The organism is Azospira sp., assembly GCF_030247495.1.
GTDB lineage: Bacteria > Pseudomonadota > Gammaproteobacteria > Burkholderiales > Rhodocyclaceae > Azospira > Azospira oryzae.
The window spans coordinates 38,014-55,189 of the sequence record NZ_JAOTRW010000006.1 but is presented as its reverse complement, the minus strand read 5'-3'; the positions used below and the strand labels follow the sequence as shown (position 1 = coordinate 55,189).

General features: G+C 66.3%; 18 protein-coding genes. 12 read left to right on the top strand and 6 right to left on the bottom strand.

The features are described from left to right. The first annotated feature begins 49 nt into the window (after positions 1-49). From pyrE to OEL49_RS10040, 4 genes are read left to right on the top strand one after another with little or no spacing between them, the layout of a single operon-like run. Complete coding sequence (gene pyrE, locus OEL49_RS10055) at positions 50-694, top strand: orotate phosphoribosyltransferase (protein ID WP_287874601.1); 645 nt, start codon at positions 50-52, stop codon at positions 692-694. After that, positions 675-1,391, top strand: a complete 717-nt coding sequence (locus OEL49_RS10050) for a hypothetical protein (protein WP_287874600.1) — start codon at positions 675-677, stop codon at positions 1,389-1,391. Before pyrE ends, OEL49_RS10050 begins: the two co-directional genes overlap by 20 nt. Further along, positions 1,375-2,118: an AzlC family ABC transporter permease gene (locus OEL49_RS10045; RefSeq protein WP_287874599.1), complete on the top strand. Its 744-nt coding sequence runs from the start codon at positions 1,375-1,377 to the stop codon at positions 2,116-2,118. The genes OEL49_RS10050 and OEL49_RS10045 overlap by 17 nt, the downstream gene beginning before the upstream one ends. Further along, positions 2,115-2,417: an AzlD domain-containing protein gene (locus OEL49_RS10040; RefSeq protein ID WP_014235983.1), complete on the top strand. Its 303-nt coding sequence runs from the start codon at positions 2,115-2,117 to the stop codon at positions 2,415-2,417. Before OEL49_RS10045 ends, OEL49_RS10040 begins: the two co-directional genes overlap by 4 nt. A 4-nt stretch (positions 2,418-2,421) precedes the next feature. On the opposite strand, the gene ccoG is transcribed toward OEL49_RS10040, so the two are convergent. Beyond that, a complete protein-coding gene (gene ccoG / locus OEL49_RS10035) occupies positions 2,422-3,801 on the bottom strand; it encodes a cytochrome c oxidase accessory protein CcoG (RefSeq protein WP_287874598.1) in 1,380 nt (459 codons plus the stop codon). A gap of 322 nt (positions 3,802-4,123) precedes the next feature. Here ccoG and OEL49_RS10030 point away from each other — a divergent pair, with 322 nt between their 5' ends. The 5 genes from OEL49_RS10030 (at position 4,124) to nosZ (ending at position 8,772) form a co-directional block, all read left to right on the top strand. Then, positions 4,124-4,759: a cytochrome c oxidase subunit 3 family protein gene (locus OEL49_RS10030; RefSeq protein ID WP_014235985.1), complete on the top strand. Its 636-nt coding sequence runs from the start codon at positions 4,124-4,126 to the stop codon at positions 4,757-4,759. A 14-nt stretch (positions 4,760-4,773) separates the two neighbouring features. Then, positions 4,774-5,082, top strand: a complete 309-nt coding sequence (locus tag OEL49_RS10025; RefSeq protein ID WP_287874597.1) for a hypothetical protein — start codon at positions 4,774-4,776, stop codon at positions 5,080-5,082. Positions 5,083-5,238: 156 nt separating this feature from the next. Continuing rightward, positions 5,239-5,556, top strand: a complete 318-nt coding sequence (locus OEL49_RS10020; RefSeq protein WP_287874596.1) for a helix-turn-helix domain-containing protein — start codon at positions 5,239-5,241, stop codon at positions 5,554-5,556. A 21-nt stretch (positions 5,557-5,577) separates the two neighbouring features. Beyond that, positions 5,578-6,285, top strand: a complete 708-nt coding sequence (locus OEL49_RS10015; protein ID WP_287874595.1) for a Crp/Fnr family transcriptional regulator — start codon at positions 5,578-5,580, stop codon at positions 6,283-6,285. Between the two features lie 189 nt (positions 6,286-6,474). After that, a complete protein-coding gene (gene nosZ, locus OEL49_RS10010; RefSeq protein ID WP_287874594.1) occupies positions 6,475-8,772 on the top strand; it encodes a Sec-dependent nitrous-oxide reductase in 2,298 nt (765 codons plus the stop codon). A 216-nt stretch (positions 8,773-8,988) separates the two neighbouring features. Here nosZ and OEL49_RS10005 read toward each other — a convergent pair whose 3' ends face one another. From OEL49_RS10005 to gatC, 5 genes are all read right to left on the bottom strand, one after another. Then, positions 8,989-10,407, bottom strand: a complete 1,419-nt coding sequence (locus tag OEL49_RS10005; RefSeq protein WP_043798743.1) for a PLP-dependent aminotransferase family protein — start codon at positions 10,405-10,407, stop codon at positions 8,989-8,991. A 128-nt stretch (positions 10,408-10,535) separates the two neighbouring features. After that, the gene (gene gatB / locus OEL49_RS10000; RefSeq protein WP_205231451.1) at positions 10,536-11,993 is read right to left on the bottom strand and encodes an Asp-tRNA(Asn)/Glu-tRNA(Gln) amidotransferase subunit GatB; all 1,458 of its coding nucleotides are present in this window, start codon (positions 11,991-11,993) and stop codon (positions 10,536-10,538) included. A 28-nt stretch (positions 11,994-12,021) separates the two neighbouring features. Further along, entirely contained in the window at positions 12,022-12,558 is a 537-nt protein-coding gene (locus tag OEL49_RS09995) for a hypothetical protein (RefSeq protein WP_287874593.1), read from the bottom strand. A 5-nt stretch (positions 12,559-12,563) separates the two neighbouring features. Beyond that, positions 12,564-14,033: an Asp-tRNA(Asn)/Glu-tRNA(Gln) amidotransferase subunit GatA gene (gene gatA / locus OEL49_RS09990; protein WP_287874592.1), complete on the bottom strand. Its 1,470-nt coding sequence runs from the start codon at positions 14,031-14,033 to the stop codon at positions 12,564-12,566. Between the two features lie 64 nt (positions 14,034-14,097). Then, entirely contained in the window at positions 14,098-14,385 is a 288-nt protein-coding gene (gene gatC, locus OEL49_RS09985) for an Asp-tRNA(Asn)/Glu-tRNA(Gln) amidotransferase subunit GatC (RefSeq protein WP_014235994.1), read from the bottom strand. 127 nt (positions 14,386-14,512) lie between these two features. Here gatC and OEL49_RS09980 point away from each other — a divergent pair, with 127 nt between their 5' ends. The 3 genes from OEL49_RS09980 (at position 14,513) to mreD (ending at position 17,176) form a co-directional block, all read left to right on the top strand. After that, positions 14,513-15,556 (top strand): rod shape-determining protein, encoded by a 1,044-nt coding sequence (locus tag OEL49_RS09980; protein WP_014235995.1) that lies wholly within the window; start codon positions 14,513-14,515, stop codon positions 15,554-15,556. 156 nt (positions 15,557-15,712) lie between these two features. After that, on the top strand, positions 15,713-16,651 hold the full coding sequence (gene mreC / locus OEL49_RS09975) for a rod shape-determining protein MreC (RefSeq protein ID WP_014235996.1): 939 nt from the start codon (positions 15,713-15,715) through the stop codon (positions 16,649-16,651). A 3-nt stretch (positions 16,652-16,654) separates the two neighbouring features. Further along, a complete protein-coding gene (mreD, locus tag OEL49_RS09970) occupies positions 16,655-17,176 on the top strand; it encodes a rod shape-determining protein MreD (RefSeq protein WP_014235997.1) in 522 nt (173 codons plus the stop codon).

Here is a 17,176-nt window from a genome sequence, read left to right as displayed (position 1 = left end):
GTTGCGCCGCGCCAGGCGGCGATCGGAATAATTAGGAAACAGGATCGTTATGGATTTTCGTCAGGAGTTCATCGAGTTCGCCGTGGCCCGCCAGGTGCTGCGTTTCGGCGAGTTCAAGACCAAGGCCGGGCGGCTTTCGCCCTATTTCTTCAACTCCGGCCTGTTCAACGACGGGGACTCTCTCCTGCGGCTGTCCCAATTCTACGCGAAAGCCATCGCCGCCTCCGGCCTTGAGTTCGACCTGCTCTTCGGCCCGGCCTACAAGGGCATTCCCCTGGTGGCCGCGGTGGCCGTGGCCCTCGCCGGCCAGGGCCGCAATCTGCCCTATTCCTTCAACCGCAAGGAAGCCAAGGACCACGGCGAAGGCGGCACCATCGTCGGCGCCCCCCTGCAGGGTCGGGTGCTGATCGTGGACGACGTGATTTCCGCCGGCACTTCCGTGCGCGAATCGGTGGAACTGATCCGTGCCGCCGGGGCCACCCCGGCCGGCGTCGTCATCGCCCTGGACCGCATGGAGCGGGGCACCGGCGATCTTTCCGCGGTGCAGGAAGTGGAGCGGGACTACGGCATTCCGGTGGTGGCCGTGGCCACGCTGGAAGATCTGATGACCTTCCTGGCCAGCCATGGTGAGCTGGCCGCGCATCAGGCGGCGGTCGCCGCCTACAGGAGCCAATATGGGGTATCCCGCGTCTAAGCTGATTTCCCTGGTCCTGGCCGGGGGCGTGGCGCTGCCGGCTTGGGCGGCCCCCCCCAGGTCCGGCGAAGACCCGAATCGCCTGGTCAAGCTTTATTGCTGCGAGGTGGACGGCCAGAAGACCTGCGGCGACACCCTGCCGCCCCAGTGCCAGAAGCGCGCCTACAAGGAACTCAATTCCCTGGGCGTGGCCCGGGAAGTGGGGCCTCCCCTGACGCCGGAACAGCAGGCGCAGAAGGTCAGGGACGAGCAGCGGCGCAAGGAGGAAGAGGCCGCCCAGAAGGAACAGGCGCGCAAGGATACGGCCCTGCTCAACACCTATAGCAGCGAGAAGGACATCGACCTGATCCGGAGCCGCAATGAGCAGGAAATGCAGGGCCAGATCAAGCAGTCCGAAAACAAGGTGGCCGATGCCCAGAAACACCTGAAGCGGCTGCAGGACGAAATGGAGTTCTACAAGCACCGACCGGCGCCCTCCGAACTGGGCAAGAACATCCGGGATGCGGAATACGACCTGCGTCTGCAAAAGGAGCTGCTGGAGCGCAAGAATCAGGAGCTGCAGCAGATCCGCAGCAAGTACGACCAGGACAAGCGCCGCTACATCGAACTGACCCGGGCCCGGGCTGCCAATCCTGCCGGCCTGCATCCCGCCCTGGTACACCCCGCACCGCCACCGGCTGTTGAACGCCCCCGCTGAGACTTCCGGCCCGACTGGGGCCGGGCTGACGCCCCGGGGGGCTTTCCTCCTGGGATTACGGGCCCTGCTGCCCCTGCTGGTGGGGGTGGCGCCCTTTGGCGTCATCTATGGCGTGGTGGCGCTGCAGTCGGGCATCCCGCCCCTGGCGGCGGTGCTCATGTCTTCCGTGGTCTTCGCCGGTTCGGCCCAGTTCCTCCTGGCCCAGCTGATCGGCGTGGGGGCTCCCCTTCTGCTCATGGTCGGCGCCGCCGCGGTGCTCAACCTGCGCCATGCCCTGTACAGCGCCTCGGTGGCGCCCCTGCTGGGACATCTGCCCTGGCGCTGGAAGCTGGCCCTGGCCTATCTGTTGACCGACGAGGCCTACGCCGCCGCCATTCCCTACCTGCTCGATCCGGCCCACAAGGCGGTGCGCCACTGGCTGCTGCTGGGCAGCGGCCTGGCCCTGTGGAGCAGCTGGCAGCTGGCCACCCTGGCCGGGGTGCTGCTGGGGCGGGGGCTGCCGGCGGATCTGCCCCTGGACTTCGCCCTGCCCCTGACCTTCATTGCCATCGTGGTGCCCCTCATCGACAGCCGCAGCCGGCTGGCGGCGGCCCTGGTGGCGGCGGCCGTGGCCGTGGTTGCCGCGGCGCTGCCCTACAAGCTGGGCCTGTTCTGCGCCGCCCTGGCCGGTCTGGTGGCCGGCGTCCTGCTCCTGCCCCGGCGGGGCATAGGGGAGCCTCGGCCATGAACGGCGAACTGTGGCTGTTGTTCGGGGCGGCGGGGCTGCTGACCTTCCTCATCCGCCTCTCCTTCATTGCCGCCGAGGGGCGTTACCGGGCGCCCGCCTGGTTCGTTGCCGCCCTGCCGTTCGTGCCCATCGCCGCCCTTAGCGCCCTGGTGGCACCGGAACTGTTCCTGGCGGCCGGGGAATTGCGCCTGGGGCCCCGCTTCTGGGCCGGCCTGGTGGCCATCGCGGTGGCGGCCTGGCAGCGCAATACCCTGCTCACCATCGGCAGCGGCTTCCTGGCCCTGTGGCTGTTCTCCTGAACCCTCAGGGCAGGACGAAGGTGCTGCGTTCCTCCCGCCGGGTACGCGGATCGTCCACGGCGACAATGTGGAAGCGGATGGGCTGGATGCCTTGCCGCTCCGCCGGCCCCGGGACGGCCACGGTGACATGGACCGGGGCCGTGGCGCCGGCGGGGGCGGCGAAGCGCTGTGCTCCCTGGATCCGGATGCCCGGCAATCCTTCCGCCCGCACTTCGAATTCCCGCTCCTGCTCCGCCAGGTTCATCAGCTTCAGGGTGTAGGCGTTCTCGAAGTCGCCCTCCGCCGTTTCCCGCACCAGGGAGCCCCGGTCCCGCAGCACGTCCACCAGCAGCAGGGAGCGCTCGGACAGGGTCCAGGCGCCGAGCAGGGTGAAGCAGCCCAGCACTGTCGCGTAGACCGCCAGGCGGGGCCGCTTCCAGTGGCGGGAACTCTGCCGGCCGCTGGCCAGTTCGGTTTCCGAGGCGAAGCGGATCAGGCCCCGGGGGCTGCCCACCTTGTCCATGACCGTATCGCAGGCGTCGATGCACAGGCCGCAGTTGATGCACTGGTATTGCAGACCGTCCCGGATGTCGATGCCGGTGGGACAGACCTGGACGCAGATGCCGCAGTCGATGCAGTCGCCCTGGCCGCTCTGCCGCCTGGCGCCGCGGGGTTCGCCGCGGGCCGCGTCATAGGCCACGTTGCGGGTTTCCGGATCGAACATGACACCCTGGAAGCGGGAATAGGGGCACATGTGCTGGCACACCATCTCCCGGGTGAAGCCGGCCTGCACATAGGTGAACAGGGTGTAGAAGATCAGCCAGAAGGCTTCCCAGGGGCCCAGGGTGAAGGCGGCCAGGTGGGGCAGCAGCTGCCGGATGGGGGTGAAGTAGCCGACGAAGGTGATGCCGGTCCACAGGGCGATGGCCAGCCACAGGCCGTGCTTGGCGCCCTTGCGCAGCAGCTTGTCAGCGTCCAGGGACCGCTCGGCCAGCTTCAGGCGGGCCAGGTGGTCCCCTTCCACCTTGGCCTCCACCCACATGAAGATGCTGGTGTACACCGTCTGGGGACAGGCGAAGCCGCAGAAGAGGCGGCCGGCCACGGCGGTGACGAGGAACAGGCCGGTGGCCGAGAGGATCAGCACCAGGGCCAGCAGCAGGGCGTCCTGGGGCCACAGCACCAGGCCGAAGAGGTACAGCTTCTCGTGCACGATGTCGAACAGCAGGGCCTGGCGGCCATCCCACTCCAGCCAGCAGGCGCCGTAGAAGACGATCTGGGTGGCCCACACCATGAGCCAGCGCAGACTGTTGAAGCGGCCGCTGACGGCCCGGGGGTGGATCTGGCGCTTGTTGCGGTACAGGGCGATGCGGGCGCTCTGTACCTTGTTGACGGTCTTGTGGCTCATGCTCGGTCTTTCGCTGGCAATGGGAATAGGGGGATTTCCGTTGCTGCGAGTAGAACACCGGCCAGGATTTGGACACAGATTCAGTAAGTCGTGTTTTCGATAGGAACAGATTGCCGGCCGACCTTCATCCAGGGCACTCCCAGACCTGTACATGGCCTTGATTCCCATCAAATTATTGCCCCGATCCGAAGTGCCAGACTGGGAGTCCCGGCTGTTCCCATGGAAAAGCTCACCGGCTGTACCCGCTGCCGGGCGGCGGGAGGGGGAACAATGGGGCCCATGTCCGGACAGTCCGGACCTTGGGGTCATGAGGAGAAGCAGGATGGAGGCGGTCATCAAGCCGGAAATCGACATCGGCGGCCTGGGGCAGTCCGGGCCGGGGCATAGCCTTGCCCAGGGCAGGGGCTGGATTCCCGGCAACAAGGGCATCTGGGTCGGCATCACCTGCGAATTCGTCGAATTCGCCCTGATGTTCGCCGTCTATTTCATTGCCCGGGCCCATTACCCCGAGGCCTTTGCCAACGGTTCGGAACTGCTCAACAAGACGGCGGGTACCACCATCACCGTGCTCATGGTCACCAGCAGCTTCTTCGTCGCCTGCGCCGTGGCGGCCCTGCGCGCCGGCCGGCCCCGGCGGCAGGCGGTGCTGTGGCTGGTGGCGGCCCTGGTGGTGGCCCTCGGCTACCCGGTGGTGAAGGTCTACGAGATCACCGGCAATCTGGCCCAGGGCATCGACGGCAGCGCCGGCATTTTCTACACGGTCTATTACTACCTGACCTTCAACCATCTGGTGCACGCCTCCTGGGGCATCCTGGGCATGCTCTGGGTGCTGGTGCGGCTGGTCCTGGGCGGCTATTCCCGGGAGGACCACAGCGGCCTGGAGGCCCTGGCCAGCTACTGGCACGCCACGGACATCATCTGGCTGATCCTCTATCCCCTGTTCTACGTCCTGGCCTGAAGGAGACCGACGCCATGCATTCGTCCTCCCCGTCTTCCCTGCTGCCGCCCGGCGCGCCGGTTCTGCCCTGGCTGGCCCTGGTGGTCCTGACCTTCCTCAGCCTGTTTCTGGGGGAATGGTTCCACGGGGCGGCCTGGCTGCCCCTGCTGGTGGCCGCCATCCTGTGGGGCAAGGGCACCCTGGTGGCCCGCCACTTCATCGAATCCCACCGGGCCCACCCCTTCATCGCCTGGCTGTTGCGGGCCTTCATCCTGCTGACACCCCTGCTGCTGTTGCTCACCGCCTTTTTCGGCCGGCCGGTGGCCCGCTTCTTCTCCCTGTAATCGCGTACTCCCGCCAGCCCCGGTCCGCCTGTCCCAGGCACCGGGGCTTTTTGTCGTCCGGGGCAACTGTTCCTAGCGAATTAGCGAAGTTCTGACGCTGTTATTGCCGGCAGGGGAATGGTCTACTCGGCTCCCATACAGTTCTTGGAGCCGGTGATGAAAGTCGTTGCCCTGTTGGTTCAGCCCAGCGGTGTGGAGTGGGATATGGCGGACATGGTGGAAATGGCAGCCCGCCTGCCGGGCCTGATTCCCCTGGAGTCCGTTGTCCCGGGGGAAGTGCCGGATGCCTTGTCCCTCAGCTGGGCCCCATTGCCGGCCGCCGCTCCGGGGGCACCGGGCAAGAGCCTGAGGGAGCTGGAGCGGGAATTCCTGGAGCGGGTCCTGGCGGAATACAAGGGCAACAAGAGCGCGGCGGCCAAGTCCCTGAAGATGCACCGTCGCACCCTGCAGCGCAAACTGGCCCGCGGCTCCTAGTCGCGAATTGGAGGCGAGCCGATGCGCAACCTGCTGCCAGGTCTGATTGCCAACACGGAGCAGGGACTGGCCGACCGTCATGTCTGCCTGCGGCGCTACGGTCCCGGCCGCCTGGTACTGGACGGCTACGACCGGCCGGGCCTGTTCTACATCCAGCATGGCCGCATGGAGCTGCTGATCACCACGGCGGACGGCAACGAACGCTGCATGCGCATCCTCGCCGAATCCGACCTGTTCGGCCTGGAATGCCTCCATGCCGGGGCCACGGTGCCGGGCTACCAGGTGCGGGCCATCACCTATTCCTCCGTGGTCCACGTGGATGTGGAACTGCTGGACCTGTGGCTGGCCACCGTGCCCGAGTTCCGGCACCGGCTGGCGGCCCGCATCGCCGCCGACATCGCCCGCCTGGAACAGGAGCGGGAAAAGACCGTGGCCTTCTCCGTGGCCGAGCGGCTGGTCTGCTACCTGCGTTGCGGCGAGACCTGCGCCCATTTGTCGCCGGCACCGCCGGAGCCGGCGGGCCCCCTACCCATGGCCATCCTGGCGCGACGCATCGGCTGCAGCCCGGCCTATCTTTCCCGGGCCGTGCGCAAGCTGGCCCAGCAGGGCGTGGTGCAGCGGGTCAATCACCTGCCCCGCATCGACCGCATGGAAAACTTCTCGCCCTGTCCCTGCAGCGTCGTGCCGGAAGGCGGCGAGCTGCGCCATGCCCTGCGCCGCTCGGCCTGAGGTGCCCCGCGGCCGGCTACGGTTTTGATATCGGTGCCGATCTGTAGCTATCGGAAATCCGGTGTTCTGCCCCCGTTCCCCGAAGAGTCCCGGTGGTTTACTGACGCGGCAGTCATGGCAGCCCGTTTGCTGCCGTGGCGTCCGCCTCCGTCAGGGAGGCGGGTCCATATTTCAAAAGGGGAGCGTTCAATGAAACCTCAAAAACCCATTGCGGCCTTTCTCGCCGCAGCCCTAGGCATCGGCGCCCTGTGGGCCGGCTCTGCCGCCGGGGCCGAGTCCTTACAGGACGTGATGAAGCGCCGCAACCTGTCCCAGCAGGACCTGCTGGCGGCGGCCAAGACCTATGTGCCGACGGGCAAGCGCGACGAGTTCGTCGCCTTCTCCTCCGGCGGCCAGTCCGGCCAGGTGATCGTGTATGGCATTCCCTCCATGCGCATCCTCAAGTACATCGGCGTGTTCACCCCCGAGCCCTGGCAGGGCTACGGCTACGACGAGGAATCCAAGGCGGTGCTGGCCCAGGGCAGGATCGACGGTCGCGACATCACCTGGGGCGACACCCACCACCCGGCCATGTCCGAGACCCAGGGCAAGTACGACGGCCAGTTCCTCTTCATCAACGACAAGGCCAATCCGCGCCTGGCGGTGATCGACCTGCGGGACTTCGAGACCAAGCAGATCGTCGCCAACCCCATTTTCCGTTCCGAGCACGGCGGCGCCTTCGTCACCCCCAATACCGAGTACATCATCGAGGCGGCCCAGTACGCGGCCCCCCTGGACAACAAGAAGTTCGTGCCCCTGGAAGAGTTCAACGAGAAGTACCGGGGCGGCGTCACCTACTGGAAGTTCGACCGCAAGGAAGGCCGCATCCAGACCAAGGATTCCTTCTCCGTCGAACTGCCGCCCTACAGCCAGGATCTCTCCGACGCCGGCAAGGGGCCGTCCGACGGCTGGTCCTTCACCAACTCCTTCTGTTCCGAGCGCTACGTCGGCGGCATCGAGAAGGGCCGCCCGCCCTATGAAGCCGGCTGTTCCGCCAAGGACACCGACTACATGCACGTGGTGAACTGGAAGAAGGCCGCCGAACTGGTGGCCAAGGGCATGGCCAAGAAGATCAACGGCCACAACGTGCTCTCCATCGAGACGGCGGTGAAGGAAGGCATCCTCTTCCTCATTCCCGAACCCAAGTCGCCCCACGGCGTCATGGTTTCGCCGGATGGCAAATTCATCACCGTCTCCGGCAAGCTGGACACCCACGTCATCGTCTATTCCTGGGAGAAGATCCAGGCCGCCATCAAGGCCGGCAACTTCGAGGCCAAGGATGCCTACGGCATCCCGGTGCTGGGCATGAAAGAGACCTTGCACAAGACCGTGCAGGTGGGCCTGGGCCCGTTGCATACCCAGTACGACTCCAAGTCGTGCGTCGCCTATACCTCCCTCTATGTGGACAGCCAGATCGCCAAGTGGGACTACTGCGAGGGCCGGGTGCTGGACAAGATCGCGGTGCATTACAACGTGGGCCACCTGATGACCATGGAAGGCGATTCCATGGACCCCAAGGGCCGCTATCTGGTGGCCATGAACAAGCTCTCCATCGACCGCTTCACCCCGGTGGGCCCCCTGCATCCGCAGAATCACCAGCTGATCGACATCAGCAACGACAAGATGCAGCTCCTGTACGACATGCCCATCCCCCTGGGCGAGCCCCACTACGTCGTTGCCATCGATGCCGCCAAGCTGAAGCCCGGCGTGCGCTACAAGGTGGGCACCAACAGCCGCACCGATGCGCCCAGTGCCGGTGCCGTGCGGGCCGGTGAAGAGAAGACGGTGAGAAAGGGCAACAAGATCGAGGTCTTCGGCACCCTGATCCGCTCCCACATCACCCCGGAAACCATCGAGGCCGAGGTGGGCGACGAAATCACCATCCACCTGACCAACCTGGAACGGGCCCAGGACGAGACCCACGGCTTCACCGTCTCCACCTACAACGTCCATGCTTCCGTCGAGCCGGGCAAGACCGTCACGGTGAAACTGAAGGCCGACAAGGAAGGCGTCTATCCCTACTACTGCACCGAGTTCTGCTCCGCGCTGCACCTGGAAATGCAGGGCTACCTCCTGGTCAAGCCGAAGGGCTGGAAGGCGACCAAGACCGCCGGTGCCGAGAAGGCGATCTACAGCGAAGACGACTACAAGAAGCAGCTGAAGAAGGTGGCCGATACCCAGGCCGTCATCGATCAGGTGGTCGGCTACATCACCTCCGTGAATTACAAGGACTTCCCGGATGTGGTGAACATGATGGACGACGCCGTCGATCAACTGAACAAGATCAAGGACGCCAAGGCCAAGCATGAAGACGCTGCCAAGAAGAAGGACTGGAACCAGGCCACCCTGTGGGCCGAGCAAGTCTGGCAGTACCAGGTGAAGGCAGCTGACCTCGGCCTGCGCGCCAAGACCTATCTGGAACAGAACGGCGCCCGCAAAGGCAAGTAGGCGGCGCCCGCCAAAGAGTTACACGGCAGCAGCACTACGGGGAACGGCCTTCGGGTCGTTCCCCATTTTTTTTAGGTGAGGGCAGCGGCGGCTGCCCGTGCCGTCGCGACGAACGTTTCGTCACGGACCCGGCAAGCGTCCTTTATGAGGATTCGGCGGGAGGGGAAAATCAGGAGGGGGAAAAGTGCGGCGGGGCCGCGCCCCGTTTCTGTGCCCTTAGCGAGGCAGCAGGCTGTCGATGATCTGGCCGAGGACGGCGATGGCCTTTTCCGTCGCCGGCGTCCACGGGTGGCCGTAGTTGAGGCGCAGGCAGTGGCCGTATTCCCGCTTGGCGGAGAAGATGGGGCCGGGGGCGATGCTGATGCCTTGGTCCAGGGCCAGCCGGTGCAGCGCCAGGGTGTCTACGCCCGGGGGCAGCTCCACCCAGAGGAAGTAGCCGCCGCTGGGTCGGGCCAGCCGGGTGCCGGCGGGGAAGTGCCGTTCCACGGCGCCGACCATGGCGATCTCCTGCAGGGAGAAGGTGCGGCGCAGGCGGCGCAGGTGGTTGTCGTAGCCGCCGTGCTTGAGGTATTCGGCCAGGGCTATCTGCACCGGCACCGTGGTGGCCAGGCTGGTGGTCAGCTTGAGGCGCTGGATCTTCTGGGTGAAGCGTCCGCCGGCCACCCAGCCGATGCGGTAACCCGGCGCCAGGGACTTGGAGAAGGAGGAGACGTGCAGCACCAGGCCGTGCCGGTCCTCGGCCTTGGCGTGGGCCGGCGCCTGGTCGCCGAAGTACAGTTCGGCGTAGACGTCGTCCTCGATCAGGGGCACCTGGTAGCGGGCCAGCAGGGCCACCAGCTCGGCCTTGCGGGCATCGCTGAGGCTGCCGGTGATGGGGTTGGAGAAGTTCAGCATGCACAGGCAGGCCTTGATCGGATGCTGCCGCAGGGCATCCTCCAGGGCTGCCAGGCTGATGCCTTCCCGGGGGTGGGTGGGGATTTCGATGACCTTCAGGCCGAGGCGCTCGATGGCCTGGAGATTGGCGTAGAAGGTGGGGGATTCGATGGCCACCAGATCCCCGGGCCGGGTCACGGCCTGCAGGCAGAGGTTGAGGCCTTCCATGGCGCCGGAGGTGACGACGATTTCCTGGGGCGAGACGTTGGCGCCCCGGGAGAGGTAGCGCAGGGCGATCTGGCGGCGCAGTTCTTCGTTGCCCGGCGGCAGGTCGGTGACCGTGGCCCGCGGGTCCAGGTGGCGGGCGGCGGCGGCGAGGCAGCGGCCCAGCTTGTCCAGGGGGTACAGCTCCGGGCTGGCGAAGCTGGAACCGAAGGGCACCACCGCCGGATTCTTGACGCTTTCCAGAATCTCGAAAATGAAGTCGCTGACGTCGAGGGCGGTGGATTGGCCCTGGGGCCGGGTCATTTCCGGTTCGGGCAGGGCCTGGCCCAGCCGGGCCCGGACGAAGTAGCCGGACTTGGGCCTGGCCTCGATCAGCCCCCGGCCTTCGAGCAGGTAGTAGGCCTGCAACACCGTCACCGGACTGACATCGTGGATGCGGCAGGCCTGGCGCACCGAGGGCAGCCGGTCGCCGGCCCGCAGCAGGCCGTCGCTGATCAGCTTTTCCGTTTGCAGGGCGAGGGTCTGGTAGCGGCTCATGGCGGCCATGGTAATGAAGCGCCCCCCGTTCCGGAAAGAGGTGAATCAAATCCGGGAAAAAGCGGGGTCGACAAAGAAAAAGGGCAGCTGCTGCTGCCCTTTCCGGGAGTCTGGCCAAGGCCTGGCAATCAGCCGCCCAGCTTGGCCTTGAGCAGGTCGTTCACCTGCTGGGGATTGGCCTTGCCCTTGGCCGCCTTCATCACCTGACCCACCAGGGCGTTGAAGGCCTTTTCCTTGCCGGCCTTGTACTCGGCCACGTTGGCGGCGTTGGCGGCCAGCACCTCGTCCACCAGCTTCTCGATGGCGCCCGTGTCGGTGATCTGCTTCAGGCCCTGCTTCTCGATCACTTCGTCGGCGCTGGTGCCGTCGCCGTTCCACAGGGCCTCGAACACCTTCTTGGCGATGTTGTTGGAGATGGTGTTGTCGGCGATGCGGGCGATGAGGCCGGCCAGCTGGGCGGCGCTCACCGGGGAAGCGGCGATGTCCTTGTCCTCCTTGTTGAGGCGGGCGGACAGTTCGCCCATGACCCAGTTGGCGGCGCTCTTGGCGTTGGCCGCACCGGCGGCGGTCACCACGGCGTCGAAGTAGTCGGCCACTTCGAGGGAAGCGGTGAGGGCGGTGGCATCGTAGGCGGAGAGGCCCAGCTGCTCCATGAAGCGCTGGCGCTTGGCTTCGGGTAGCTCCGGCAGGGTGGCCTTGGTGCGCTCCACCCACTCCCGGGAGATGACCAGGGGCAGCAGGTCGGGATCGGGGAAGTAGCGGTAGTCGTGGGCGTCTTCCTTGGTGCGCATGACCCGGGTCTCGCCTGAATCCGGGTCGAACAGCACGGTGGCCTGCTGGATCTTGCCGCCGTCTTCCAGGGTGTCGATCTGCCACTGGATTTCGTAGTCGATGGCCTGCTGCAGGAAGCGGAAGGAGTTGAGGTTCTTGATTTCGCGACGGGTGCCCAGGGGCTCGCCGGGGCGGCGCACGGAGACGTTGGCGTCGCAGCGGAAGGAGCCTTCCTGCATGTTGCCGTCGCAGATGCCGATCCAGCGCACCAGGGCGTGCAGGGCCTTGGCGTAGGCCACGGCCTCGGCGGAGGAGCACATGTCGGGCTCGGTGACGATCTCCAGCAGGGGGGTGCCGGCCCGGTTGAGGTCGATGCCGGACTTGCCGTGGAAGTCCTCGTGCAGGGACTTGCCGGCATCCTCTTCCAGGTGGGCCCGGGTCAGGCGCACCACCTTCTCGTAAGCCTTGTCACCCTGGCCGACCTGGATGCGCACACCGCCGCCCACCACCACCGGCAGCTCGAACTGGCTGATCTGGTAGCCCTTGGGCAGGTCCGGGTAGAAGTAGTTCTTGCGGGCGAAGACGGACTTTGCCGCCACCTCGGCGCCGATGGAGAGGCCGAACTTGATGGCGCATTCCACGGCGCCCCGGTTCAGCACCGGCAGCACGCCGGGCAGGGCCAGGTCCACGGCGCTGGCCTGGACGTTGGGCTGGGCGCCGAAGGCGGTGGAGGAACCGGAGAAAATCTTGGATTGGGTGGAGAGCTGTGCGTGGGTCTCGATGCCGATGACCACTTCCCAGTTGCGTGCGCTCATGTCGTTCTCGAAAGCAAAAATTCAAGCGTTAAAAACAGCTGCGGCGTTCCAGCTGGATGGGCCACAGGTAATCCACGGCTTCACCGCTGCATTGGGCCTGGCAGCCGTTGAAGGCCACCGTCACTTTCTTGTCCTGCTCCCACATGCGCACCGAGCAGCCGTCGGCGGCGGCCAGGCGCACCTGGGGCAGGGTTTCCACCTGGCGGAAGTCCTTCAGGGCGAACTGGCAGGACCCCTTCTTCGGCACATCCACCTTGGCGGTGAAGCGCTGCACCTGGGCTTCCTTCACCTGCAGCTGGATGTTGCCCCGGTAGCCGGTGGGATCGCGGAAGGCGCAGTTGCCGGCGACGTTGAGGGGCCGGGTGGGAATGGGCTTCAGGTTGCGGCCCTTGAGGTGCTTCAGGGGCCGGCTGAAATCGTACTTGTCCGCCGGCGGCGGTTCGCTGGCCACGTTGTCCGGCAGGGGTTCGGCAGGGGGGGGCGGCGTGGCGCATCCAGCAAGGATCGTGGCGATGATGCCGCCAAGAACCAGTACCCATGCGCCGCGGCGACCAGGCAGCCCCATCCGCCTTACTCCAGGCCGGCGGGCGCGCGCCCGTGCCAGTCGGTGACCTGCTGGTAGCGGTGGGCGACGTTGAGCAGGCGGGCTTCGTCGAAGTAGTTGCCGATCAGCTGCAGACCCACCGGCAGGCCCTCGGCAAAGCCGCAGGGCAGGGACATGCCGGGCAGGCCGGCCAGGTTCACGGCGATGGTGTAGATGTCGGAAAGGTACATCTGCACCGGGTCGCCGGCCTTGTCGCCGAGCTTGAAGGCGGTGGAGGGGCTGGTGGGCCCCAGGATCACGTCGCACTGCTTGAAGGCGGCGACGAAATCCTCGGCGATCAGCCGGCGGATGCGCTGGGCCTGCAGGTAGTAGGCGTCGTAGTAGCCGTGGGAGAGCACGTAGGTGCCGATCAGGATGCGGCGCTTCACCTCGGCGCCGAAGCCCTGGGCCCGGCTCTTGGCGTACATGTCGTCCAGGCTGTCGTACTCGGGAGCGCGGTAGCCGTAGCGCACGCCGTCGAAGCGGGACAGGTTGGAGCTGGCCTCGGCCGGGGCGATGACGTAGTAGGCCGGCACGGACAGCTTCATGTTGGGCAGGCTCACTTCCACCATCTCGGCGCCGAGGGCCTTGTACTGTTCGATGGCGGCCTGGATGGCGGCCATCACCGCGGCGTCACAGCCTTCGCCGAAGAACTCCTTGGGCAGGCCGATCTTGAGACCGGCCAGGGGCTTGGCGGCAGCCGGGGCGTTCAGTTCCCGGGTGTAGTCCTCCACCAGGCGTTCCAGGCTGGTGGAATCCTTGGGGTCGAAGCCGGCCATGGCGTTGAGCAGCAGGCCGCAATCCTCGGCGGAGCGGGCCATGGGGCCGGCCTGATCGAGGGAGGAGGCGAAGGCGATCATGCCCCAGCGGGAAACCACGCCGTAGGTGGGCTTCAGGCCGGTGAGGTTGCACAGGGCGGCGGGCTGGCGGATTGAGCCGCCGGTGTCGGTGCCGGTGGCGGCCGGTGCCAGGCGGGCAGCGACGGCAGCGGCAGAACCGCCGGAGGAGCCGCCGGGCACCCGGCTCTGGTCCCAGGGGTTCTTCACCGGGCCGAAGAAGGAGGTTTCGTTGGAGGAGCCCATGGCGAACTCGTCCATATTGGTCTTGCCCAGATTCACGGCGCCGGCGGCGTCGAACTTCTGGATCACCGTGGCGTCGTAGGGGCTGACGAAGTTGGCCAGCATCTTGGAGCCGCAGGTGGTGAGCCAACCCTCGGCGCAGAAGATGTCCTTCTGGGCCAGGGGGATGCCGGTCAGGGGGCCGGCGTCGCCGGCGGCGAGGCGGGCGTCGGCCGCCTTGGCCTGGGCCAGGGAGCGCTCCGGCTGGGTGGAGACGTAGGCGTTGATAGCCGGGTTGAGCCGGTTGATGCGGTCCAGATACAGCTGGGTCAGCTCGACGCTGGAGATCTTCTTGCCGGCCAGGGCCTGGGCGAGTTCTTTAAGGCTGGAATTGAGCATGGTCGGTAGGGAGCGAGTCGGGGGCAGGGGAGGGCGCGAAGCAAGGGCGCGGCAGCGCTCCCGCCTATTCGATGACCTTGGGCACCAGGTAGAGCCCGGCTTCGGTTTCCGGCGCCACGGCCTGGAAGGCGGCGCGGCGGTCGCTTTCGCTGACCACGTCGTCCCGCAGGCGCTGGGCCAGGTCCTGGGCGTGGGCCATGGGCTCGACCCCCTGGGTGTTCACGGCCTGCATTTCCTCGATCAGGGAGAAAATGCCGTTGAGGTGCTCGAGGGTGGTCTGGACTTCCGCTTCGGAGGTTTCGATGCGGGCAAGATGGGCGATGCGCCGGACCTGATCGGGAGTAAGGGACATGGGCTGGCTGGGGGTGAAAGCCGGCGAAGCGCCGGGCGATTAAATTCTAGGCAAAAACTTATGCTGCAAAGCGATATAAGGTATCATAAATCCCCTTCTCCCCGCTGTTTTACGGATTCAATACCCCATGTTCGGCTTTCTCCGCAGCTACTTCTCCAACGACCTGGCCATCGACCTGGGCACCGCCAACACGCTGATCTACGTGCGCGGTCAGGGCATCGTTCTCGACGAACCCTCTGTGGTCGCCATCCGCCTCGAAGGCGGACCCAACGCCAAGAAAACCATTCAGGCAGTCGGCAAGGAAGCCAAGCAGATGCTCGGCAAGACCCCCGGCTCCATCACCGCCATCCGCCCCATGAAGGACGGCGTGATCGCGGACTTCACCGTGACCGAGCAGATGCTCAAGCAGTTCATCAAGAAGGTCCACGATTCCCGCATGTTCTCCCCCTCGCCGCGCATCATCATCTGCGTGCCCTGCGGCTCCACCCAGGTGGAACGTCGCGCCATCCGCGAATCCGCCATCGGTGCCGGCGCCTCCCAGGTGTACCTGATCGAGGAACCCATGGCCGCGGCCATCGGTGCCGGCCTGCCCGTGGCCGACGCCACCGGCTCCATGGTGGTGGACATCGGCGGCGGCACCACCGAAGTGGGCGTCATCTCCCTGGGCGGCATGGTCTATGCCGGTTCCGTGCGGGTGGGCGGCGACAAGTTCGACGAAGCCATCATCAACTACATCCGTCGCAACTACGGCATGCTGATCGGCGAGACCACCGCCGAGAACATCAAGAAGGAAATCGGCTCCGCCTTCCCCGGCTCCGAAGTGAAGGAAATGGAAGTGAAGGGCCGCAACCTGGCCGAGGGCATTCCCCGCAGCTTCACCATTTCCTCCAACGAAATCCTGGAAGCCCTGACCGATCCCCTGAACCAGATCGTCTCCGCCGTGAAGAGCGCCCTGGAACAGACCCCGCCCGAACTGGGCGCGGACATCGCCGAGAAGGGCATGGTCCTGACCGGCGGCGGCGCCCTGCTGCGGGACCTGGACCGTCTGCTGATGGAAGAGACCGGCCTGCCCGTGATCGTTGCCGAAGACCCCCTGACCTGCGTGGTGCGCGGCTCCGGCATGGCGCTGGAAAAGATGGACAAGCTCGGCAGCATCTTCGCCTCCGAGTAAGGCCGTACCGGGTGAGGATGAGCATGGAACGGGAACGCCAGCCGATCCCCGACACCCCGCTCTCCTCCCTTCCCACCACCGCCCCGGCCAGTGCCGGGGCTTGGTTTTTTCCGCAGCCTTCGCGGCGCGGTCATGTAACCCCCCGGAAAGTCTGACGTGGCCGGCATCGACCACTCTCCACCGCCATTCTTCAAGCGCGGCCCGGCTCCCCTGGCCCTGCTCTCCCTCTATCTGGGCCTCTCCATCTCCCTGATGGTGCTGGACCACAAGTTCCATTACCTGGAATGGGTGCGCCAGGGCGTGGCGGTGTTCACCACTCCCCTGCAGATGCTGGCCCATGCGCCCTCCAAGGGCTTCTCCCAGGTGGACGAGTACTTCGCCAGCCTGATCTCCCTGCAGAAGGAAAACGACCAGCTCAAGCACACCCAGCTGGAGGCGGCCACCATCCTGCAGCGGCACCAGCACCTGGAGGCGGAGAACCGCCACCTGCGCGAGCTGCTGGGGGTCAAGGAGCGCCTGCCCACCGGCGGCCAGCTGGCCCAGATCCTCTATGCCGCCCGGGACCCCTTCTCCCGCCGCGTCATCGTGGACAAGGGCATGCAGGACAACGTGCTGGCCGGCCAGCCGGTGGTGGACCACCTGGGCGTCATCGGCCAGGTGACCCGGGTCTATCCCCTGCTTTCCGAAATCACCCTGATCACCGACAAGGACCAGGCCGTGCCCGTGCAGGTGGTGCGCAGCGGCCTGCGCTCCGTCGTCTTCGGCCTCGGCAACGGCCAGCTGGAGCTGCGCTACATGCCGGCCAACGCCGACGTGCAGAACGGCGACGTGCTGGTGACCTCGGGCCTGGACGGCATCTTCCCCGCTGGCTTCCCGGTGGCCAAGGTGGTGCACATGGAGCGGGATACCACCTACTCCTTCGCCCGCATCATCTGCGTCCCGGTGGCCGGGGTCGAGCATTTCGGCGAAGTGATGATCCTCAACCCGCGGGAGGCCCTGCCGCCCCGGCCGGCCGAGGCCTCCGCCACCCCGGCCGAAGGTGACAAGCCTGCCTCCTCCAAGGTGCGCCGCATCAAGCGCAGCGTCGGGAACTAAGCCATGCAGCCGACCTTTACCTCCTCCCGCATCCTGCTGCCGGTCCGTCCCTGGTTCATCACCCTGACCCTGGTGCTGGCCCTGCTGCTCAATCTGATGCCCACCGCCCACTGGCCCGGGGTGCCCGACTGGGTGGCCCTGGTGCTGTGCTTCTGGAGCGTGCGCGAATTCCGCAAGGTGAGCATGGGCTGGTCCTTCATCCTGGGCCTGGCCATGGACGTGGCCGACGGCAGCCTCATGGGCCAGCACGCCCTGGCCTACGTGCTGATGAGCTACATCGCCTCCAGCCTGTCCCGCCGCATCCTGTGGTTTCCCCTGCTGCAGCAGGCGCTGCAGGTCTTTCCCCTGTTGTTCATGGTGCAGGTCCTGCAGCTTGCCGCCCGCATGGCCACCGGCGCTGCCTTCCCCGGCTTCGGCTACCTGATCGGCCCCCTGGTGGCGGCCCTGCTCTGGGTTCCCGCCACCTACGTCCTGCTCCTGCCCCAGTACCAGCCCGTGGAGCGGGACGAGAACCGCCCCATCTAA